This is a genomic window from Pseudomonas sp. 8O, assembly GCF_902506495.1.
Lineage (GTDB): Bacteria > Pseudomonadota > Gammaproteobacteria > Pseudomonadales > Pseudomonadaceae > Aquipseudomonas > Aquipseudomonas chaetocerotis.
In genome coordinates this window covers 524,388-545,459 of the sequence record NZ_LR733265.1, presented here as the reverse complement: position 1 = coordinate 545,459, position 21,072 = coordinate 524,388, and the positions used below count along the sequence as shown (strand labels likewise).

The 21,072-nt window shown below is 61.5% G+C and carries 21 protein-coding genes and 1 pseudogene; 9 read left to right on the top strand and 13 right to left on the bottom strand.

Annotated elements, in window-relative coordinates; translation table 11 throughout:
* Positions 1 to 48: 48 nt before the first annotated feature.
* Positions 49 to 1,302, top strand: a complete 1,254-nt coding sequence (glyA, locus tag GV002_RS16020) for a serine hydroxymethyltransferase (protein ID WP_160019345.1) — start codon at positions 49 to 51, stop codon at positions 1,300 to 1,302.
* Between the two features lie 154 nt (positions 1,303 to 1,456).
* On the opposite strand, the gene GV002_RS16015 is transcribed toward glyA, so the two are convergent.
* On the bottom strand, positions 1,457 to 1,963 hold the full coding sequence (locus tag GV002_RS16015) for a DUF3015 domain-containing protein (protein ID WP_160019344.1): 507 nt from the start codon (positions 1,961 to 1,963) through the stop codon (positions 1,457 to 1,459).
* Positions 1,964 to 2,128: 165 nt separating this feature from the next.
* On the opposite strand from GV002_RS16015, the gene GV002_RS16010 reads away from it, so the two are divergent.
* Positions 2,129 to 2,500 (top strand): PilZ domain-containing protein, encoded by a 372-nt coding sequence (locus GV002_RS16010; protein WP_160019343.1) that lies wholly within the window; start codon positions 2,129 to 2,131, stop codon positions 2,498 to 2,500.
* Here GV002_RS16010 and GV002_RS16005 read toward each other — a convergent pair whose 3' ends face one another.
* Positions 2,501 to 2,689, bottom strand: a complete 189-nt coding sequence (locus GV002_RS16005) for a hypothetical protein (RefSeq protein ID WP_160019342.1) — start codon at positions 2,687 to 2,689, stop codon at positions 2,501 to 2,503.
* Positions 2,690 to 2,712: 23 nt separating this feature from the next.
* Here GV002_RS16005 and GV002_RS24645 point away from each other — a divergent pair.
* Both GV002_RS24645 and GV002_RS24350 read left to right on the top strand, forming a co-directional pair.
* Positions 2,713 to 2,925: pseudogene (locus GV002_RS24645) on the top strand (response regulator); the annotation flags it as partial.
* 175 nt (positions 2,926 to 3,100) lie between these two features.
* Positions 3,101 to 3,226, top strand: coding sequence for a hypothetical protein (locus GV002_RS24350; protein WP_256667106.1), 126 nt, complete (start codon positions 3,101 to 3,103; stop codon positions 3,224 to 3,226).
* Between the two features lie 21 nt (positions 3,227 to 3,247).
* Here the strand turns inward: GV002_RS24350 and GV002_RS24345 are convergent, their stop codons facing one another.
* From GV002_RS24345 to radA, 3 genes are all read right to left on the bottom strand, one after another.
* The gene (locus tag GV002_RS24345) at positions 3,248 to 3,394 is read right to left on the bottom strand and encodes a hypothetical protein (RefSeq protein ID WP_256667105.1); all 147 of its coding nucleotides are present in this window, start codon (positions 3,392 to 3,394) and stop codon (positions 3,248 to 3,250) included.
* 213 nt (positions 3,395 to 3,607) lie between these two features.
* Positions 3,608 to 6,547, bottom strand: a complete 2,940-nt coding sequence (locus GV002_RS15995; RefSeq protein WP_160019340.1) for an autotransporter outer membrane beta-barrel domain-containing protein — start codon at positions 6,545 to 6,547, stop codon at positions 3,608 to 3,610.
* A gap of 1,133 nt (positions 6,548 to 7,680) precedes the next feature.
* A complete protein-coding gene (radA, locus tag GV002_RS15990; protein WP_160019339.1) occupies positions 7,681 to 9,039 on the bottom strand; it encodes a DNA repair protein RadA in 1,359 nt (452 codons plus the stop codon).
* Positions 9,040 to 9,131: 92 nt separating this feature from the next.
* Here radA and GV002_RS15985 point away from each other — a divergent pair, with 92 nt between their 5' ends.
* Positions 9,132 to 9,626, top strand: coding sequence for a GNAT family N-acetyltransferase (locus GV002_RS15985; protein ID WP_160019338.1), 495 nt, complete (start codon positions 9,132 to 9,134; stop codon positions 9,624 to 9,626).
* Positions 9,627 to 9,742: 116 nt separating this feature from the next.
* On the opposite strand, the gene GV002_RS15980 is transcribed toward GV002_RS15985, so the two are convergent.
* Together GV002_RS15980 and GV002_RS15975 are read right to left on the bottom strand one after the other, a co-directional pair.
* Positions 9,743 to 10,021 (bottom strand): YdcH family protein, encoded by a 279-nt coding sequence (locus GV002_RS15980; RefSeq protein WP_160019337.1) that lies wholly within the window; start codon positions 10,019 to 10,021, stop codon positions 9,743 to 9,745.
* 68 nt (positions 10,022 to 10,089) lie between these two features.
* Entirely contained in the window at positions 10,090 to 10,338 is a 249-nt protein-coding gene (locus GV002_RS15975; RefSeq protein WP_021487975.1) for a YdcH family protein, read from the bottom strand.
* 197 nt (positions 10,339 to 10,535) lie between these two features.
* Here GV002_RS15975 and GV002_RS15970 point away from each other — a divergent pair, with 197 nt between their 5' ends.
* Positions 10,536 to 11,561, top strand: coding sequence for a CNNM domain-containing protein (locus GV002_RS15970; RefSeq protein WP_100547167.1), 1,026 nt, complete (start codon positions 10,536 to 10,538; stop codon positions 11,559 to 11,561).
* On the opposite strand, the gene GV002_RS15965 is transcribed toward GV002_RS15970, so the two are convergent.
* Positions 11,562 to 12,338, bottom strand: coding sequence for a ferredoxin--NADP reductase (locus GV002_RS15965; RefSeq protein WP_160019336.1), 777 nt, complete (start codon positions 12,336 to 12,338; stop codon positions 11,562 to 11,564).
* A gap of 69 nt (positions 12,339 to 12,407) precedes the next feature.
* On the opposite strand from GV002_RS15965, the gene GV002_RS15960 reads away from it, so the two are divergent.
* The 3 genes from GV002_RS15960 (at position 12,408) to GV002_RS15950 (ending at position 14,142) form a co-directional block, all read left to right on the top strand.
* On the top strand, positions 12,408 to 13,532 hold the full coding sequence (locus tag GV002_RS15960) for a methyltransferase (protein ID WP_160019335.1): 1,125 nt from the start codon (positions 12,408 to 12,410) through the stop codon (positions 13,530 to 13,532).
* A 68-nt stretch (positions 13,533 to 13,600) separates the two neighbouring features.
* Entirely contained in the window at positions 13,601 to 13,858 is a 258-nt protein-coding gene (locus GV002_RS15955; RefSeq protein ID WP_160019334.1) for a type II toxin-antitoxin system Phd/YefM family antitoxin, read from the top strand.
* On the top strand, positions 13,846 to 14,142 hold the full coding sequence (locus GV002_RS15950) for a type II toxin-antitoxin system RelE/ParE family toxin (protein ID WP_160019333.1): 297 nt from the start codon (positions 13,846 to 13,848) through the stop codon (positions 14,140 to 14,142). The genes GV002_RS15955 and GV002_RS15950 overlap by 13 nt, the downstream gene beginning before the upstream one ends.
* A gap of 3 nt (positions 14,143 to 14,145) precedes the next feature.
* On the opposite strand, the gene GV002_RS15945 is transcribed toward GV002_RS15950, so the two are convergent.
* The 5 genes from GV002_RS15945 to GV002_RS15925 all read right to left on the bottom strand — a co-directional run bounded on the left by GV002_RS15945 (position 14,146) and on the right by GV002_RS15925 (position 21,013).
* The gene (locus tag GV002_RS15945; protein WP_160019332.1) at positions 14,146 to 15,465 is read right to left on the bottom strand and encodes a TldD/PmbA family protein; all 1,320 of its coding nucleotides are present in this window, start codon (positions 15,463 to 15,465) and stop codon (positions 14,146 to 14,148) included.
* Entirely contained in the window at positions 15,465 to 16,907 is a 1,443-nt protein-coding gene (locus tag GV002_RS15940) for a TldD/PmbA family protein (protein ID WP_160019331.1), read from the bottom strand. Before GV002_RS15940 ends, GV002_RS15945 begins: the two co-directional genes overlap by 1 nt.
* A gap of 105 nt (positions 16,908 to 17,012) precedes the next feature.
* Positions 17,013 to 19,415 (bottom strand): TonB-dependent receptor, encoded by a 2,403-nt coding sequence (locus tag GV002_RS15935; RefSeq protein ID WP_160019330.1) that lies wholly within the window; start codon positions 19,413 to 19,415, stop codon positions 17,013 to 17,015.
* A 187-nt stretch (positions 19,416 to 19,602) separates the two neighbouring features.
* A complete protein-coding gene (locus tag GV002_RS15930) occupies positions 19,603 to 20,523 on the bottom strand; it encodes a FecR family protein (protein WP_160019329.1) in 921 nt (306 codons plus the stop codon).
* Positions 20,513 to 21,013, bottom strand: coding sequence for an RNA polymerase sigma factor (locus tag GV002_RS15925; RefSeq protein WP_074936200.1), 501 nt, complete (start codon positions 21,011 to 21,013; stop codon positions 20,513 to 20,515). The genes GV002_RS15930 and GV002_RS15925 overlap by 11 nt, the downstream gene beginning before the upstream one ends.
* Positions 21,014 to 21,072 lie beyond the last annotated feature (59 nt).

The window sequence follows — 21,072 nt, the reverse complement described above, 5'->3', positions numbered from 1 at the left end:
AGAATCCGCCCCCTCTTTCTACCGCCCAGCTGATTTCAGGGGACCGCCATGTTCAGCCGTGATTTGACCCTCGCTCGTTATGACGCCGAACTCTTTGCCGCGATGGAGCAGGAAGCCCAGCGCCAGGAAGAGCACATCGAGCTGATCGCCTCGGAAAACTACACCAGCCCGGCGGTGATGGAAGCCCAGGGCAGCGTGCTGACCAACAAGTACGCCGAAGGCTATCCGGGCAAGCGTTACTACGGTGGTTGCGAGTACGTCGACGTGGTCGAGCAATTCGCCATCGACCGCGCCAAGGAGCTGTTCGGCGCCGACTACGCCAACGTCCAGCCGCACTCCGGCAGCCAGGCCAACAGCGCCGTGTACATGGCCCTGCTCAACGCTGGCGACACCGTGCTGGGCATGAGCCTGGCCCACGGCGGCCACCTGACCCACGGTGCCAGCGTCAGCTTCTCCGGCAAGATCTATAACGCCGTACAGTACGGCATCAACGACCAGGGCCTGATCGACTACGACGAAGTCGAGCGCCTGGCCGTCGAACACAAGCCGAAGATGATCATCGCCGGCTTCAGCGCCTACTCGCAGGTTCTGGATTTCCCGCGTTTCCGCGCCATCGCCGACAAGGTCGGTGCCTACCTGTTCGTCGACATGGCCCATGTGGCCGGTCTGGTCGCGGCCGGTCTGTACCCGAACCCGGTGCCGTTCGCCGACGTGGTCACCACCACCACTCACAAGACCCTGCGCGGCCCGCGCGGCGGCCTGATCCTGGCGCGCAAGAACGAAGAGCTGGAGAAGAAGTTCAACTCCGCCGTCTTCCCGGGCGGCCAGGGCGGCCCGCTGGAGCACGTCATCGCTGCCAAGGCGGTGTGCTTCAAGGAAGCGCTGCAGCCTGAGTTCAAGGCTTACCAGGCACAGGTGATCAAGAACGCCCAGACCATGGCCCAGGTGTTCATCGACAACGGCTACGACGTGGTCTCCGGCGGCACCGAGAACCACCTGTTCCTGCTCTCGCTGATCAAGCAGGACATCACCGGCAAGGACGCTGACGCAGCCCTGGGACGCGCCTTCATCACCGTCAACAAGAACAGCGTACCGAACGATCCGCGCTCGCCATTCGTCACCTCCGGCCTGCGTATCGGCACCCCGGCTGTCACCACTCGCGGCTTCAAGGAAGACGAGTGCCGTCAACTGGCAGGCTGGATCTGCGACGTGCTGGCCAACATCGGCAACGATGAAGTCGAAGGCCGCGTGCGTGAGCAGGTCAAGGCGCTGTGCGCGAAGTTCCCGGTCTACGGCAACTAAGGCCGCTGGCCTGAAATGAAGAAGCCCGCCGATTGGCGGGCTTCTTTTTGCCTTGTCGATTTCCTTGTCGTGCACGGTATACGGCTGGTGCGCACGGCGCACCCTACTGAACTCCGCGAATCGTGCGCACCGACAACGAAACGGACATTACCGCCTACGCGGGCTGTTTCACATAGCGCGCCAGTTGCGCGTCACGACTCATCACCTGAAGCGTGGCTGCCAGCACCTGCTCACTGGTGGCGTCGGCTTTGCTGAAGATGCTGCCGAAATTGTCGTGAGTAACCTTGGCGAAGCGCGCACGATCCTGGGCTTCGACGCCCAGCAGGGTGGCGTAGGCGTCCAGCGCTTCGCCCTGGCCCATGGCCATGTCTTCAGCGATGGAGTCGAGCATGCCGTTCATCGCCAACATGGAGCGACCGTTGTAGCCCAGCGCGCCGCTGGTATCGCAACCGTTGGTACCCGACGTCATGCCGAAGGTGGCATTACCGAATGTGCCGTTGGTGGTGGTGGCCAGGAAATGCGGGGCCATGCCACGCTGCCCTTCGAACAGCATGTTGCCCCAGCCGCAGCCATTGCCACCCGCAGCATCGGCAAATGCGCCGACACTGGCCATGCTCAACAGGCCGAAGACCAAACCTTTGCCTAGCAGTCGTTTGCTCATGTCTATCGCTCCGCAATATCGAGTAATAAAAACTACACACGGAGCTTTGGCGAGACTTGGCCACCTGTCAAACTGGTATGCCTCTGCTGTGCCCTGCGACACAGGGGCAAAGTACGGAGCCGTCAGCCTTGGCTATAGTGATGTAAATCCTTCAGGAGTATGGGCATGAGTGAATCAGCCAACGAGCGTCGGCGCTTTCAGCGCATCGCCTTCGACGCCCCCACCGTACTCGTTCAAGACGAGCGGCAATGGGCGGCGGTGTTGCATGACCTTTCGCTCAAGGGTCTGATGGTCGAGACTCCGGCAGACTGGAACGCTGACCCGGATCAGCCGTTCGAAGCGCAGATCCAGCTCGGCGACGAAGCGCGGGTAAAGATGGAAGTGTTGCTGACCCGTACCCAGGCGGGTTATCTCGGCTTCGTCTGCCGCCATATCGACCTGGAATCAATCAGCCATCTGCGGCGGCTGGTCGAACTCAATCTGGGCGACGAGAGTCTGCTTGAACGAGAGCTCGCCGCCCTGGGCGACCAACCCTGATCAAGGCTGACTGAGCGCTTTGGCGAATCCCTGGCGGATTTCATCCTCAGGCTGGTCGCCACCAATGAACACCAGCACGCTTTCGCGCGGCTCGTTCACCACCTCAACTACACCCTTGTAGCGCAGCAGCGCATCGCCGAAGCGCGCCAGCAAGCCCTCCATGAACGCACTGAGGCGCTCCAGAGCCACCGGTTCAAGGCTCTCCAGCACCAGTGTGCGGATACAGTCCCGAAGCCGGCTCTGCGAAAGAAGCCGTGACGCTGGTAGAACGCGAACGACCCGACATCGCGCTGATGGATATTGGTCTGAAGGACGCCAGCGGGCTGGAGCCGACAGCACTGCTCGCTCGCGGTCATCCGAGGTTCAAGGTAGTGAGACTGAGCATGTACAGTGGCCGGCAATATGTTCGCCAATCCCTGCAGGCTGGTGCCGCTGGCCATGTACTCAAAGGTGCAAGATCAGGAGAAATCATCGCCGCGATCAAGGCGCTGGCCGGGGCGCTGACTGGCTACATGTCAATGCCGGAGGCAGCACTGTCCCCGCTCAAGAGTCAGATACCGCAAATGATGGCGCAAGGCTTGAACAACAGATCCACGGCACGTGAACTGGCAATCAGTGCGCGAACAGTGGAACCATCGCCTGAACATCCGCCGCAAGACGGATATCGAAAAGCTTGCGGGTCTGATGCGTCAGGCCATGCAACACGACTGGCAACGCTGCCACTGACGCCTGCGTATCCCGCGCATATCAGTGGGCGCGACACACCACCTCGGCAGCCTTGCGACGCTGACGTCGCGCTTCGATACGTTTGGCCTTGCGCTGTGCTTCACGGGATTGCGTGACCTGAACATCCGGATTGAACGCACGGGAAAAAAAGTCGAAGAACAGAAACATGATGTGGCCTCCTCATATGGACACACGACCATGCTGCACGCCGATAGCCGGCTATCTATTGATCTGCATCAAGAGTCGCCGGTGCTTCAATTGCGGCAGGACGCCGCAATTGAAGCACTCTGCCTTCGAACGAAAAAAGCCCTTCGCACACCGAATGAGCGATGCTCATACCGGTTCGGAAGGGCTTCGAATGGTTGCCGCCTTGCCTGGCACTTACCAGGCGGAGCTCACGCTGATCGTTCCCTTGAACGCATGATTGTGCGAACGGCCAGCACCTATAGCCTCGGCGCAGCTAATCTCACCAGACGCACTCCAGTTGTCTTTTCGGACAACGCTGCCACCCGCTCCCAACTCCCCCCAAAGGCGCCGATTGTTCTGGTCGAGACGAACCTTGGCGACATCGACCTCACTGCCGGAAAGGATGTCGTAGCTAAGGTTGGCAATGCCGTACAGCTTCACCGGATTGTTCTGACTGTTGTCGCTGTACCAGCTCACAGGTGGTTCAACCTGGACACCGACACGACCTTTGAGGCTATCGTTCTTGGCCTGAACGATACGTGCACCATGTTCGTCGCTGAAACTGTCGAAGTCGACGTGAGTCCATGCCAATTGAGCTTGCGGAACCACCGTCCAATCCGAACCGGCATCAAGGCGCTGACCGACCTCCAGGCTCATCACGGACGACCAGCCTTTGTTGCCACCCCCCGTTTTGCTCGATAGCTTGCTGTCATACCAGGTCAACTGCCCCACGGCATCGGCATAGAGGCCATTCTCCTCCAGCCAGGTAGCACTGGCGCCTACACCGTAGCCGGTCGTAGTGATCTTGCCACTGCGCTTCTCGCCACTTGCCGAATCACGGGTAACGTCGACATTGACGTGCGACGTGCCCATGGTTGCGTAGAGACCGGCGTTAAGCACCCCGTGCTCATTCTGCAAAGCAGTATTTTCATAACCAAGCTGCATGAAACCGATGTGCTGGGTATACGGCGAACCCTTCTTGGGGTCATAAGAGCCGTACTCGCCAGCCACACGCCCCCAGGAACCGGCTGGGCTTGCCTCACTGCGGCTACCTTTCTCAGCGCCGTCAGCACTACCGTTCAGCCAGATGCTATGACCTTTACGCTGCTGCAAAGAACCAAGGGTCGACAGCGCATAAGTGCCGAGCTGACTGGAATAGACACGGACAGTCTGCGCCGAAGCACTCAGCGCTTGGTTACCAGGCCCTCCAGCGGACGATGTATCGATAGAGCGCAGGAACCAGTCCTGATCGTTCATGCCCGCATTGAGACCGCCTCGATACAGGCTGTACTCGAAAGCACCGGCCACCACCGGCGCATTGAGACGAAACGCATCAGCAGAGGTCGTCGCACCATTGATGGCTTCGACAATCTGTATTCCATTGGCTGTCGTGAGTGCTCCGGGACCACCCACATTAGTGATCGAAAGCGTTGTGCTACCCGTAGCGGTACCGCCATCGATAACGATGCGATCAGACGCTGATCCATCTGCGCCCAGGTAGGTGCTGAGGGCAATGACACCGCCGTTACCCACGTAGTTGTTCGTCGTGAAAGTAGCATTGGCGCTATCACCGATGCGGATTTCGCCCGCATTCGTCACGCTGTTCAGCGCGTGACTGAAACCGTTCAGGTCCAGCACACCGCCAGCATCGATCGCATAGGTGGAACTGGAACTGAATGCACCCGCATTGCCAGCAGCCAGTCGCCCAGCAGATACGCGCGTCTCCCCGCTATAGACATTGGCGCCTGTAAGCGTCGTGGTGCCCAAGCCGATCTGCGAAAGCCCACCAGTACCGGATATAACACCCGAGTAGGTGATGTCATCGAAACGGTTGAAGGCCAGCGTACCGTTATTGATTACATCCCCTGTGATGGAGCCGGTGGTGCCGCCTGTACCGATCTGCAACGTCCCGGAGCTTATGCTCAGCGAACCGGATGTTGTCGAGACATCCCCGCCGACCTGCCAGAGAGATCCGGACACGTCCAGGCTGGAGAATCCTGAAAGATCACCTGAAACGAAACCCGAGCCCTGCAACTGCAGGCTATTGCCCGTACCCGTGCTGACAGCTCCCCCATTGAGTACGGAGCCATCGGTGAGAGTCACGGCATTGTTGTTACCCGCAACAGCAACGGCCGTACCGCCGGTTCCGGTAATGGTTCCACTGTTGGTCAGACTGTTGTTATCCGTCTGCAGAGTCACACCCGTGTTACCCGAGATGAGTCCGGCATTGGTGATATTGGCTACACCGCTACCAACCAGCAGGCCGCTGGACGTGGCATCCGTACCGATGATCGAGCCCGTGTTGGTCGCCGTCATCGTTCCCTGCCCCTGGGAAAAACTGACCCCCGTCCCCCCCGTGATCGTCCCGGTGTTCACGAATGTGCCGGTACTCGCGGCCGTAGAACCCAGACGAACTTCCACACCGATGCCGCCGGCACCCGCAGACACCGTACCGTTCTGAATGACCGATGCCGAACCCGCAGCGCCCGTGGCAACAGCGCGAATACCGGTCGAGCCATCAGCGGTCAGATTGATTTCGCCGTCGTTGACGACGGAGACTGCATGGTCGACGCCGGCATCCTGGGCAAAGATACCGAAGGCAGCGCTCCCTGAGAGAACGCCACTCGCGCCATTGGTGACAGAGGCATCGCCATTGGTGAATACGTAGATCGCCCGGCCGCCTGTTCCCTGCATCGAAACCGAGCCATTGTTGACCAGCGTACCGGTCGAGTCACCCGACGAGCCGCGAATGACAAGACCATAGGTGTTGTCCTGCGCGATGATGACTCTGGCGCCCTCCTCGACCGTGAGGGAGGCATTACCTGCGGTCGTGACTGAGGGAACGCCCAGGCCGATACCTACGGTGGTATCCGAGTGAGCACCAAGCGGATTGCCGCCGGTTGTGTCGACTACCGTGCCTGCGGCCAGCGTCACATTGTTATTCGCGCCGGTATAGTTAATGCCATCTGCATAAGGGTTCCCGGTGCCGTTACACACGACCGTGGGACCGACACCACACTCATTGCCACCCAGAGCCAGCGTTGGGAGGCAGGCAATGGCGGCCATTGCCGAACCCAGAAGAGTGGCCGGCCGCTTTTTCAAGGGGTTTACACCATGCTGCTTTATCTTATTCATAATGAACCCACACCATTCCAGTTAATGTAGTTTTTCACTTCAGGCGTTCCTTGCCTAACCGGAAACTAATGCGCATACATGCTTGCCTGCAATCTCCGACTCACTCCACGCACCGCATACAACAGACACTGATCAAAACTTAAAAAATCAAACCAACGAAGTAGCTCAGCGCAACAAAGACGCCATGCTAAAAAGTAATCTGCCTTTCAAGAAGACACGCCGACACAAAGCGCCTAATGTCACCAATTCAAGTAACGCAAAGCCCTACGGAGCATGTCTAAGCACTACCCGCGTCATGATCACTGCATTAAAAAATCTTGTGCGCGACACCGACCGTCTTTCGCCTTCTCTCGGAACAGCAATCAGCATTGCGCTGACCGCCTCACCCATATTTCAGAGGCGCCCCTATTTCACCCACACACGAAGGTGCCCGGAGGACGGCCAACAGAGGCTACCGGACATCACCCAAGATAACTTTTCTGACAAAAAAACAATGGCTAAAGCAGGCCGATTAAAGAGCAAACTTTACGCGCGCAAAGTTTCCATCGGACATCACGCCACTACGCCGCACGCGCTTATAACGACATCAAAGCCACACAAACAACTGAACACTTTCAAGCATTAACAGCTTGGCGACCCAACCATCACAGGACACGCAATTACATGCACTGACTTGGTAGTGGCGCGCACATCTACAGCAGGCAATCCGCCCACACAGAAATACACTGCAGGCTTCAAGATATAGGAAGCGCGCAGCATGCCAGTCGAATTCAAGGTGAGCATTGGCTCGGACCAGATAACCAGGAAAACTCTAACGCACAACTCCTGACCAGAAGCTGAACAAACCAGAGCCGGCACTGAGAATATTCTTAAAAAACCAGAGCAGGCACTAAGAAAATTCTTAAAAACCAGAGCCAGAACCAGAACCAGAACCAGAACCAGAACCAAGAATATTCTTAAAAAGCCCTTTACCGTCACTCCGCGACTACGCGAACCCAGGAAATCCATAGGCTCTGGATGCCCACCTACACAGGAATGACGGCTTTTTCAGAGCATCCTCAAGGAAGTTCGCATATCGCGCTCAGCCAGCAGGCTCGCCTATCACATGGCAAACGGGCCTACATCACAGAGACTCAGTCAAACAGCGCATCCAACGCCTGCTCCAGGCGCGTGACGGCGATGACCTGCAAGCCCGGCGGAGCTTCCTTGGGCGCATTGCCCTTGGGCACGATGGCGCGCTTGAAGCCGTGTTTGGCCGCCTCCTTGAGGCGCTCCTGACCACTCGGCACCGGACGAATCTCGCCGGACAGGCCGATCTCGCCGAACACCAGCAGGTCGTGCTGCAGCGGCCGGTTGCGCAGGCTGGAGATGACCGCTGCCATCAGAGCCAGGTCGGACGCCGTTTCCAGCACCTTGACCCCGCCAACCACGTTGAGGAACACGTCTTGGTCATAGGTTGGAATGCCGCCGTGGCGATGCAGAACCGCCAGGAGCATGGCCAGGCGGTTCTGATCCAGGCCCAGGGTGACGCGGCGCGGATTGCCCAGATGACTGGTGTCCACCAGCGCCTGCACCTCCACCAGCATCGGTCGCGAGCCTTCCCAGGTGGCCATCACCACACTGCCGGGCACCGCCTCCTGCGCGCGGGTGAGGAAGATCGCCGAGGGGTTGGAGACTTCCTTGAGGCCCTTGTCGGTCATGCCGAATACGCCCAGTTCGTTGACCGCGCCGAAACGGTTCTTCACCGCCCTTAGCAGGCGCAAGCGACCGTCGGACTCGCCCTCGAAATACAGCACAGTGTCGACCATGTGCTCCAGCACGCGCGGGCCGGCCAACGCGCCTTCCTTGGTGACGTGGCCGACGAGAAAGATCGCCGTGCCGCTCTGCTTGGCGAAGCGCACCAGCAGCGCCGCACTTTCGCGTACCTGGGCCACACCGCCAGGCGCCGACTGCAGTTGCTCAGTGAAAATGGTCTGGATCGAGTCGATCACCATGACCTTGGGCTTTTCCTGGCGCACGGTGGCGATGATCGATTCGATGCAGGTTTCGGTCATTACCTTGAGCTTGTCCTGCGGCAGGTCCAACCGCCGCGCACGCATGGCCACCTGCTGCTGCGACTCCTCACCAGTGACGTAGAGGGCGGGAAAACGCGTGGCGATATTGCACAGGGTCTGCAGCAGGATGGTCGACTTGCCGATGCCTGGGTCGCCACCGATCAGCACCACCGAGCCATCCACCAGACCGCCACCGAGCACCCGGTCGAGCTCGCCGGAAGCGGTGGAAAAGCGCGGAATTTCCTCGACACTGACTTCAGCCAGGGTTTTGATATTGGCTTTGTCGCCGGCCCAACCAGTGCGCCCGCTGGGCGTGGCACCCTCCACCACGGTTTCGACCAAGGTATTCCAGGCGCCGCACTCACCACACTGTCCTGCCCATTTGGGAAAGGTGGCGCCGCACTCGGTGCAGCCATACATGCGTTTTGCCTTGGCCATTGCGATCAATCCTGCCGCTGAACGAAGGCTGGAACGATACCGAACAACTGGATAAATTTACAGACCACAGCCACTCTGCCCGGAATGCACATATGCAGATCCAACTGCTACCCACCAGCGCCGAACAGCTGCCGCTACTGGCCAACCTCTACCAGTTCTACGCCTACGAAAGCTCGGACTGGGAGCAGGAAGACGTGGAGACGGACGGTCGCTTCTACATCCACCAACCCCACCTGCAGCGCTATTGGCAGGAGCCGGGCTGGAGTGCGCAACTGATACTGGTCGACGGCTTCATTGCCGGCTTCCTGCTGATCGAACAGAGCGAGTTACCCGGTCTTGATGTGCCGGAATTCGCCGACCTGTTCATCCTGAAAAAGTATCGTCGCCAGGGCATCGGTCGCGCCCTGGTACAGCAGGTAATGGGCGATGGCAGACCCTGGCTACTGCGTTTCTACCGTCAGGATGAGCTGGCCTGTGCCTTCTGGCAGCAGCTGCTGAACGAATGGCCCAGGCCGGCGCGCCCGGTGTGGACAGAAGAAGAGGCGGACGGGCTGCTCACTTATCTGATCAACCCGCCCGTGCATTGAGGCCTTTCGGCTCCGATGGCGAAGTCAAGATGAGATCCGGGAAGGCCGGTGCGCACGGCGCACCCTACCGCTAGCGATCTCGTAGGGTGCGCCGTGCCTGCCGCATTTTCCGGGCATCAACCCCGACAGCCATTGCCACAACCGCAGCACTGACCTGCAGCGCGTTTGAGCTGGCGCGCCAGTTCGTCCTTGATCGCTACACGATGGAGTTTCAGTGCGCTGAGGGTAACGTCATCGAGCAACTCGATACCGTCCTCTATACGGCAGATGCGCTTGTCCAGCGCTTCGTACTCTTCGGCCTGACGAGAGAACTGTTCATCGCTCTGCCGCAGACGCTGCAGTTCGTTGCGCAGTTCGGGGAAATCATGAACCAGCGGATGGTGGTCGACGTGCATGAGGAAGCCTCTGACAGGGAAGATGGCTCCAGCCTAGCGCTGCACGTCGACCGTTCATTTGATCCGGATCAAGCACTGCCCGCCTTGCGCAGCAGATCGGCGATCTCGTCCTTGAGACCCACACGCTGCAGTTTGAGCCCCTGCAAGGTCAGGTCGTCGGCAGCTTCGCGACCGTCCTCTATTTCGTAGATGCGCTTGTCCAGCGCTTCATATTCGCCAGCCAGGCGAGGGAAGTGCGGATGACTTTGCATCAGCTTGCGCATGACGTCGCCTTGCTGAGGAAATTCGCGGGTCAACGGATGATGTTCAAGCGGCATGGAGGACCTCCCCAGATAGTGTCCCTTTAGCCTAGTCGAAGCCTGGCTACGTGCAGGCAGCTAAACATCGGCAGAGCAGACGCCGGGCAGCAAACGCCAACCGCGCCAGCATGACGAAATGAAATGTTGCAGCTTTTCTGCTGTTTTCCGCTGCGCTTGCGCTAGATTGGCCGGCCATTGGCCACTCATCCCTCTACATGACACTCCTGATAGCGTTCGCTGTCCTCTCCATTCTGGTTTCGTTCATCTGTTCCATCCTCGAAGCCGCCCTGCTCTCCCTCACGCCCAGTTACATCGCTCAGCAGAAGGTTGCAAAACCGCAGCTGTACGAAAGGTTGAAAGAGCTCAAAGACAAGATCGACCAGCCGCTGGCGGCCATCCTGACCCTCAATACCGTGGCGCATACCGTTGGTGCGACTGGTGTCGGTGCACAGGTGGCGATCGTCTTCGGCGACGGTTATCTGGGCATCGCCTCGGCGGTCATGACCCTGCTGATTCTGGTGCTTTCGGAGATTCTGCCGAAGACCATCGGTGCCCGTTACTGGCGCGCCCTGGCGCCCTTCCTGCCCAGCCTGCTGCGGGCGATGATCCTGCTGCTCAAGCCGTTCATCGTCATGTCGGACCTGATCATGCGCCTGTTCGGCGGCAAGGAGCCGGAGCACGACATTCGCCAGGAGATCAAGGCGCTGACCCTGCTTGGCCGCGAAGTGGGCAAGCTCGACGAAGACGAGCAGCGGGTGATCAGCAACATCCTCGATCTGCACGAGATCCGTCTGCGCGACATCATGACGCCACGCATCGTCTGCGAATCCGCCGCACCGGATGAATCGATCGCCGCGTTCAAGGCACGTGCCCGCGAGAGCCAGTTCTCCCGTTACCCGGTGATCGGCGAGGACGAGTCGCCGCTGGGCGTGGTGTTCCGTTATGACGCTCTGGCGGCCGAGAACGATGGCGAACCGATCACCCAGATCATGAAGCCGATCAAGGTCGTGCCGGACAGCATGAACGTGGAAAACCTGATGACCCTGCTCATGCAGGAGCGCCAGCACATGTGCCTGGTGTACGACGAGTTCGGTAGCTGGCACGGCCTGGTGACACTGGAAGACATCATGGAAACCATCATCGGCAAGCCGATTCTCGACGAGACCGACGATATCCCCAACATGCGCCGCTTCGCCAAGCGCCGTTGGGAACATCGACTCAAGGCGATCCGCGAAGACTGATCACCAGTAGTTCTCCACCGCCACCTGACCCGGCCGCCGGGTCAGGCTCAGATTCAGACCGCGCACCTTCAGGCGCTGACGAATGTCGTCGATCATCTGCGGGTTGCCGCAGATCATCACTCGCGAATGCTCGGGCGTCAGCTCAAGCCCGGCGGCGCGCTCCAGCTCACCGTTGTCGAGCAGATCGGTGATACGCGCATTCAGGCAATTCGGCGCCTGCTCGCGGGTGACCACCGGCAGGTAGGTGAGCTTGTGAGCGAATTCGGCCAGGTGTTCCAGCTCGGCGAAGCTTCGGATCAGCGGCTGATAGGCCAGCTCGGCGAAGCTGCGCGCGCTGTACACCAGCACGATACGCTCGAAGCGCTGCCACACCTCGAAGTCCTGCAGGATCGACAAAAACGGTGCGATGCCAGTGCCGCTACCCAGCAGCCAGAGATCACGGCCGTCGACGAAGCGGTCAAGGGTCAGGTAGCCGGTCGCCATCTTCTCCACCAGCAAGCTGTCGCCCACGCGCAGTCGACTCAGCTCACTGGTGAATTCGCCGCCCGGTACCACGATGGAGAAGAACTCGAGAAACTCGTCATGCGGTGCGGACACCAGCGAATAAGCGCGCCAGACCACGCTGCCATCGGCTTTCTCCACGCCCAGGCGCACGAACTGCCCGGCGCGGAAACGAAAGCTCGCATCGCGGGAGGTGCGCAGGGTGAACAGACTCGGCGTCAGGCTGTGTACCTCGAGCAGCGTCTGACGGGTGAACTTGTCTTCGCTGACGGTCATAATCGCCCCCTTCATTGAATACCTGTCCAGTCTGGCGCAATCGGCCAGCGACAAACACCGAAGGTTTGCATGCCTACTCTCGAAACTCCCTTCGCCAGCCTCGAACTGCAGCGTCAGCCGCACCAGGCGAACGAGCCGCTACAAGCCTTCGATGCCGCCGACGAATACCTGCTGGGTCATCTTCATGAGCAAGGCATCGAGGCAGGCAGCCGCGTGCTGGTGCTCAACGACAGCTTCGGCGCCCTCACCTGCTCGCTGGCCGGGCACTGCCAGGTGACCAGCAGCGGCGATTCGCACCTGGGCTTTCTCGCCCTGCAGAAGAATCTCGCCAGTAACGGCCTGGGTGGCGAGACGGTGACCTTTCTGCCGAGCTGCGAAACTCCGCAAGGGCCATTCGACTGGGTGCTGATTCGCGTGCCCAAGACCCTGGCGCTGCTGGAAGAGCAACTGATTCGCCTGCACGGCCAGTTGGCGCCGGGCGCACGCGTGGTCGCAGGGGCGATGATCAAGCACCTGCCACGAGCCGCCGGTGATCTGCTGGAGCAATACATCGGCCCCGTGCAGGCTTCGCTGGCGGTTAAAAAAGCCCGCCTGCTGGTCGCCACGCCTGAAGCCAAGGCAATGCCGCACTCGCCCTACCCGACCCACTACCTCCTGGATAAACCGACGCTGGAGCTGGTCAACCACGCGAACGTGTTCTGTCGCGACGGCCTGGATATCGGCACCCGCGCCTTTCTTCCGCATCTGCCGCGCCACCTCGGGCGCGTGCGCGTCGCCGATCTCGGTTGTGGCAACGGCGTGCTCGGCATCGCCTACGCCCTGGGTAGCCCGCAGGCGGAGCTGACGCTGGTGGACGAGTCCTATATGGCCGTGCAATCGGCACAGGAAAACTGGCGCGCGGCACTCGGTGAGCGACCAGTGACCATACGCGCTGGCGACGGTCTGGCCGAACAGCCCGCCGACTCGCTGGATATGGTGCTGTGCAACCCGCCCTTCCACCAGCAGCAGGTGGTCGGCGACTTCCTTGCCTGGCGCATGTTCCAGCAAGCCCGCGCGGCGCTGGTCACCGGTGGTGAACTGTGGATCGTCGGCAACCGCCACCTGGGCTACCACGCCAAGCTGGCGCGCCTGTTCCGTGGCGTCGAGCAGGTGGCGGCCAATCCAAAATTCGTGGTGCTCAAGGCGAGAAAGTGACCCGTTGATTGTAACGGCCGAAAAGTATCACTAAAGTGGCACTTTCATCTGCGCAGCGGGCACCGTCCATGAAAGTCGAGCTGGTAACCAACCTGAAGCGACAAGCCACCAAGATTCTGGCCGACCTTCACGAGTCCAAAGAGCCCGTACTGATCACCGAGCATGGAGTGCCCTCGGCTTATCTGGTGGATGTCGATGACTACCAGTTCATGCAGAAGCGTCTCGCCCTTCTGGATGCCCTGGCTCGCGGTGAACGTGCCGTTATCGAGGGCAACACCCTGAACCATGAGCAGGCCAGGGAAAGGCTGAGCAAATGGCTGAAATAGTCTGGACGAACACCGCCCTCGAGCAGCTCGACGATCTCGCGCACTACATCTCCCTCGACAAACCGGATGCCGCGCGAGCACTAGTCAGAAGAGTCGTTGAAACAGTCTCACGGTTAGTGGATTTCCCCCTCTCGGGCCGCGTTCCTGATGAGCTTCCACACTCGGTGTACCGCGAAATCGTCGTCCCACCCTGCCGAATTTTCTACCGCTATACAGACACAACAGTTTTCATCATCCACATCATGCGAGAGGAGCGCGTGCTGCGCGCCCAGATGCTCGAGTGATCGTCATAACGTCAGGGTAAAGCGCGACAACAACGCGCCCGGCAAGGCCATCGAGCCCGTCTGCCTGGCGCCGTAAGTGCCGCCTGGCAGCAGCAGCTCAGGTTCGCGGGTCAACGCCTCCAGTTGCGGGCCGAGGAAGTCGAACAGCGAGTCATCGAAACGCATGGTGTCCACCGGCGCCTGGATCTGCCCATCCTCGACCCAGAAGGTGGCGAAGCGGGTCATGCCGGTCAGGCGCGCGGCGGGCAGGTCGGAGAAATTGCCGTACCACAGGTTGCCGATATACAGCCCGGTGCCGAGCCGTTGCAGCACGTCGTGCTCGTCCAACTCACCGCCTCGCATGTGCAAGGACAGCGGATATTCGCCACTGCACGCACCATTTGCGATCAACCCGTACTCGGCGGCACTGCGCGAGCTGATCAGGCGTTCGCCAGGTCGCCCCTGGCTGATCAGGCGCAGCGGCTGGCGTGGCCCTTCGGACGTGAAAGCCGGCGCCAAGCCACCCTCGATGCGTTCGTCCATCGTCAGCAACGGGCTGAGCTCGGCCTTACCGTTGAACAGACGCTGCAACGGGCTGCCACCTGACGCCAGCGCCTGGGCGCCGAAGCCCCAGCAGCACAGGCTGACCAACTCTTCCAGCGCAGCCGGCGCCAGATAGGCGCGATAGGCCCCTGGCTGCAGCACCTTGGCCGGTCGACCGAGAAACTCCAGCTGTTGCCGTGCACGCCCCAGCTTGTGAGCGAACGCCTGGGCGTCCCACTGCTCGCCGGCATAAGCGCTTTTCACTGCCTGGCCGTTGCCGTGAAAGAGGCTGAACTCCAAGTTGAAACTGCTCGCGGCGTACCAGCCGAACGCGCCCCAGGAACTGGCGAAGCCCTGGTACTGCGGCCCGACGGCCAGAAAGCCGACCAGATCCAGGCCAGCCGCCGCCGCGACGATCTGCTGCGCCATGGCCGCGCCATCCAGCCGCCCCGCCTCGCCCACCGACTCGCTGCGCCAGGCCTCACGATTCAAGCGCAGATAAGGGTCGTCACTCAAGGTTGGTAGCACGCCACGCAGGCGCTGCACTATCTGCTGCAGGCGCTGCAAATCCTCGTCGAGCACGCCACTGAGCGCCAGTTTGCTTTCGGCATGGCGCTGCCCCTGGTACAGCGACAGGGTGACGTACACCTGCTGCACCTGCCCGGCCTGACGCACCTGACCCTGGTTGAAACGGATGAAGCTGGACACCTCGGCGCCGTAGGCCAGGGTAAAACCCTCCTCGCCCACGACCTGCTCCTGCAGGTGCTCCAGCAACGCACTGAAATGCTGACGTGCATCCATCAGGCAGCCCCTCCGAAAACGTCGATATCGGCGAAGACGCAGGCCGGCGAGGCATGCCCGACACGGATCACCTGGTTGGGTTCGCCCTTGCCGCAATAGGGCGTGCCCATCACCTCGAAGGTGCTGGCGTCGCCTACCGCGCGCAGGTTGCGCCAGAACCTCGAACTGATGCCGCGGTAATTGGGGTTCTTCACCACGCCCTTGAGTTCGCCGTTTTCGATCAACTGGCCCCATTCGCAGCCGAACTGGAATTTGTTGCGCGCATCGTCAATCGACCAGGAGCGGTTGTTGCTCATCAGGATGCCGCGCTCGATACCGCCGATCAGCTCAGCCTGGGTCTTGTCACCCGGCTCCAGATTGAGATTGGCCATGCGGTCGATGGGCGGCCGGTTCCAGTTGCACGCACGGCTGTTGGCCACACCCGGCAGGCCACTGCGCCACTGCGACAGCGCACCGCCGAGCGGGCGCTGGAGGATGCCATCGCGGATCAGGTAATGGCGCTGCGCCGGAGTGCCGTCGTCATCATGGCTGTAGCTGGCCAGCTCGCCTGGCACGCCCGGATCGAAGGTCACGTTGAGCAGCGACGAGCCATATGGGTAATGACCGAAATCTTCCTGGCGAATGAAACTGGTGCCGGCGAAGTTGCGTTCGTCACCGAGGATGCGGTCCAGCTCCAGTGGATGGCCGATGGACTCGTGGATCTGCAGGATCATCTGGTCCGGCATCAGCAGCAGGTCACGCGAACCGTTCGGGGTGTTGGGCGCCAGCAGCAGTTGCAATGCCTCGTCGGCAATGCGCTCGGCGCTGCCGATCACGCCCAACTGCTGCAGCACCTCGGCACCGCCCTGCCGCGCCAGATGAGTGCCGCCGAAACTGCGGCTCTGGCTGTCATACTCGTCGCTGGCGGTGACGCCCACCTGCGGAAAGACGTAGCGCTGTGCACGGCGCAGGCAGGCACCCGCGCTGTTGAGGTAGATCTGCTCATGGCAGGTGAAGGTCAGACCAACGTGACTGTCGACCAGGCGCGTATCCAGTGGAATCCGCGCCGACTCCGCCATCAGCAACTCGAACCAGTGGGCGGCGCCCGCAAGCAGCTGCTCGTAGCCTGGCATCACATCGTCGCTTTGCTCGGCGGGGTACGGCAGGCTGGCGAGGTCGAGCAGGTTGTGCCCGGCCAACGTGCGTGCCATCTGCTCGGCGCGCTCCAGCGCAGCCTGCAAGCCGGCCTGGCTGAGATCGCTGGTAGCCGCATAGGCTTCGACACCGGCGATACGCACGGTGAGCATGGCGCCGACATCGTCGACGAAGGACGGCGCCTGCGCCACACGCCGCCGCACCCAATAGGACTCCCGGCTCTCGCGCACATGGCGCAGCGACCAGAAATCCGCGCTGCTTTTCAGCCCGGCGAAGCGGCGTTGCAGGGTATCGCTGAGGGCGAACATCGGGCCTCCGTGGCTGGCGAAGAAAGGAGGCCAGTATGGGAACAAGCACGCGCCGGGATCAACCGCCGACCGGCAAGCAAAAGCCAGACGCCGCCCAGCCCCCGATCAGAAATCGACCGTGGCCGAGACCTTGAAGGTACGCGGCGCGCCCTGGGTCAGGTAGCCACCATTGGCCGAGGCCCAGTAGTTCTCGTCGGCGACGTTCTCCACTATCGCGTTGAAGGTCACGGCGCGCTGGTCCAGACGAGTCTTGTAGCGCGCGCCCAGATCGACGCGGGTCCAGGCCGGGATGCTGTAGTCATTGGCGGTATCGACATACTGACCACCGGTGCGCAACAGCAGGCCATTGAGGCTCAGCCCCGGCACGCCCGGCACATCCCAGTCGGCGCCGACATTGAACTGGAATTCGGGCACCCCGACGGCCTGGTTGCCATCGTTGGCACCACCGACCGTGCCGCGCAGCTCGGCTTCGGTCCAGGTCGCCCCGCCCAACAGGCGTAACCCGCTGAGCGGCTCGCCGAACAGGCTCAGCTCGACACCGCGGTTACGCTGCTCGGCATCCACGCCGTAGTTGCCACTGCCGTCGAGCACACCTTGCGGCTGCTCGATACGGAAGACACTCAGGTTGCCCCCGAAGCGCCCCCAGTCGAGCTTCACCCCCACCTCGGTCTGCTTGGAGCGATATGGCGCGAACATCGTCCCGCGATTGTTCGCAGCATTGGGCGCGGTCGGCCCCTGCTGCAGCGACTCCACACGGTTGGCATAGAGCGAGAGGTATTCGGTGGGTTTGATCACCAGGCCATAGGCGGGCGTGGTGATGCTGTCCTGGTAGTTGGAGGTACGGGCGCCACTGGCCGCGCTCCAGGCGTCGGCGCCAATGGTCTGCCGGCGCAGGCCAAGCGTCAGCAGCACACGATCATCGACAAAACCCAGGGTGTCGGAGACGGCCAGGCTTTTGTTCTGCACCTTGGCGGTGGTATCCGGGTCATGCAGATCGCCGGAGACGCTGGTGGCGGGCGGCTCTGCAATCGGCAGCGCTTCGTACAAGTTGCCATTGCCACGGCTACCAGCGGCGGTGGACTCGAAGGCGTTACGCTTTTCCTGCCAGATGCCGTTGGCCGCCAGATTGACCTTGTGGCTGACCGGGCCGGTCTGCAAGTCTCCGCGCAGCCCCGTGGCCAGGCTCAGGGTTTCCTGATCGAGCGGCGAATACAGGCGGCCGATGCGGGCCGCGCCATCGGCGCCATAGACGTAGTTGGAGGCGTACACACCGTTTTCCCGCGTGTACTTGCCGCCGCCAATGAGGTAGGCGGTCCAGGACGGCGACAGATCATACTCGGCGCTGAACATGCCATAGCTGTCTTCCAACTGCGACCAACTCCAGGGCTGGGCATAGTTATGCGTAGAGTCAGGCGCCGAAGGCACCTTGCCATTCAAGGTTGAGGTGACCCCCGTCGTGGTCAGGTAGACAACTGAACGCCCCTCGTTGACGCGCTGCTTCTGGTAGCCAAGATCGGCTGCCAGGCGCAGGCGCTCACCACGGTAGTCCAGGGCAACGGTGGCCAGGCTGAAGCGCGAATGCTCGTCGTCGATGCCCGTCTCGCCCTCACGCTGCGCCAGGTTGACCCGCACACCGAAGCGGTTGTCCTCGCCGAAGCGACGCCCCAGATCGAGATGCCCGCCCACGCGACTGTCGTTGGCGTAGTCCAGGGTGAAGCTGCGGGTCGGGGTGTCCTCGGCGCGTTTGGAGACCACGTTGATCGCCCCGCCGACGCCGCTGCCGCCAGGCGCCACGCCATTGATGAAGGCGTTGGCGCCCTTGAATACCTCGACGCGCTCGACCGACTCGGTGGAAATGATCTGCCGCGGCAATATCCCGTACAGACCGTTGAAGGCGATGTCGTCGCTGTACAACTGGAAGCCGCGAACGACGAAGACCTGCGAGAAGTTACCGAAGCCGTAGGACTGGCGCACACCCGGATCGCTGGCCAGCACGTCGGCCAGGGTCTGCGCCTGACGCGTTTCGATCAGCTCGGAGGTGTAGCTGGAAAAGGCGAAGGGCACGTCCTGCATGTCCTGGTTGCCCAGCAGGCCGATGTTCGCGCCGCGCGCCACCTGACCGCCGGCATAGCTGGCCGGCAGGTCGCGGCGACCATCGAGCTGAGCGCTGACGGTGGTAGCACCCAGCTCCAGCACATCGCTGTTATCAGGACGCGGGATCAGCGTGACGGTGCCGTCGGCGCCGATACTGAAGGTCAGGCCGCTGCCCTGCAGCAACTGCTGCAGCCCTTCGCCGACGGAATAATCCCCCTTGAGTGCCTGGCGACCACTGATCCCGCGAGTCAGGCTGGCATCGTAGAGCAGGCGGATGCCGGCCTGCTCGGCGAAATCGGTGAGCGCCGAATCCAGAGGCTGGGCCGGGATGTCGAGCTCGACGGCCTGCACCTGCGCTGCAGCGAGGCCGAGGGAAAGCGCGATCAACGTCGGGAAGAAGGGAATCGAACGCATACGGATATCCTGTGTTCTGCTGGCCATTCATGCGAAAAAGTCGCATTTGCAGAAACAGAAGACGAAGGTAATTCGCATTCCTGAACCGGCGCTGCAAATATTCTCGAAAAAATATTTGCCGCACCCAGTCTTAGCCCGGATGCAATCCGGGGCGTGGTGCACGTCCGGCAGTTGTCAGATTGGAAGATCAGCCGTCGGACGACACCAGCAGCACGCCCGGCAAGTGGGTCAGCTTGACCGGCAGAGCGGTCTCGATGGCGCGCAGTAAGGCCTGTGGATCATCCAGAGCGAATACGCCGGTGACCTTCAGCTCACGCGCCGCTGCATCGAGAAACAGCACCTGCTGTGCCTGCTGGCGCTGCAGCTCCTCGAACACTTCGGGCAACGGGCGATCACGGAATACCAGCCGCCCCCGTTGCCAGGCCAAAGCCCGCGCGGCATCCAGTGGCTGCAGTGATTGCAGACGACCACCACGCCAGGCGATCTGCTCACCAGCCTGCACGGCTCGCTCGGTACCCTCGCTGTCACTAACCTGCACATGCCCTTCGCTGACCGCCAGCAAGACCTGATCCCCCAGCAGGTTGACGTCGAACCGAGTACCGGTGACGCGAATGCGCGCCTCACCGGCCTCGATCACGAAGGGGTGGTTGGTATCGGCCGCTACCTGAAAATCGACCTGACCGCGATACAGACGCACTCGGCGCTGACCGTCTGCATCGGCGTTCCAGTCAAGAGCGGTGGTGCCATTGAGCTGCAACCGCGAGCCATCCTCCAGCGTCACCTCGCGGATTTCTCCGGCCTGAGTACGTACATCGGCATGCCAGCCTGGCGGCGCCAGCCACAGCGCCAGCAGCAGGCAGGCCGCGCTGGCCAGTGGCAGCGGCCAGTGCCGCCTACGCCTGGGCATGGCCTGCACCACGGCAGCCGGCCGCTCGACCTGGCCGAGCAGCGCCCACAGACGCTCCGCCTCGGCCAGAGCACTGGCGTGCTCGGCACTGGCCTGGCGCCAGCGCTCGACCGCCGCGCGATCGGCGGCACTGGCTCGCCCGGAATTCAGCAGCACCAGCCACTCCCGGGCCTGGCTGCGCAAATCTGCCTCAGCGGTCATCCATGCGTTCCTGGCAATATTCGAGGGCCTTGAGGATATAACGTCCGGCCATGCTTTCCGAGACGCCCAGACGCTCGCCGATCTCACGCTGAGTCAGCCCGTCCAGGCGATTCCACAACAGCGCCTGGCGCAGGTGTTCGGGCAACTCATGCATCAGGATCTGCAGGCGAGCCAGACGGCGGCTGTCCTCGATGGCGCGTTCGGGTTCGGGGAGTTCGCTTTCCAGCGCATCGTCGAGCGGTGCCGACTGCGGACGAACCTGCTGCTGGCGATGATGGTCGATGAGCAGGTTGCGAGCGATGCGGTAGAGAAAGGCGCGCACGTTGCCGATCTCCTCGGTCCGGCGCCCTTGCAAGCGCAGCCAGGTTTCCTGGCGCAGGTCGGCGGCGAGCTCGCTGCAGCGTGTCTGCCGGGTGAAGAAGCGCAGCAGCTCCGAGGAATGGCGCCGGAACAGTTCTTCAGGAGGCAGTGGATCGACAGGCAGGGACACGCAGAGTTCTCGGTGCCGGGAAAGCCCGAGAAAATATTACAAACGCAAATGATTTTCAA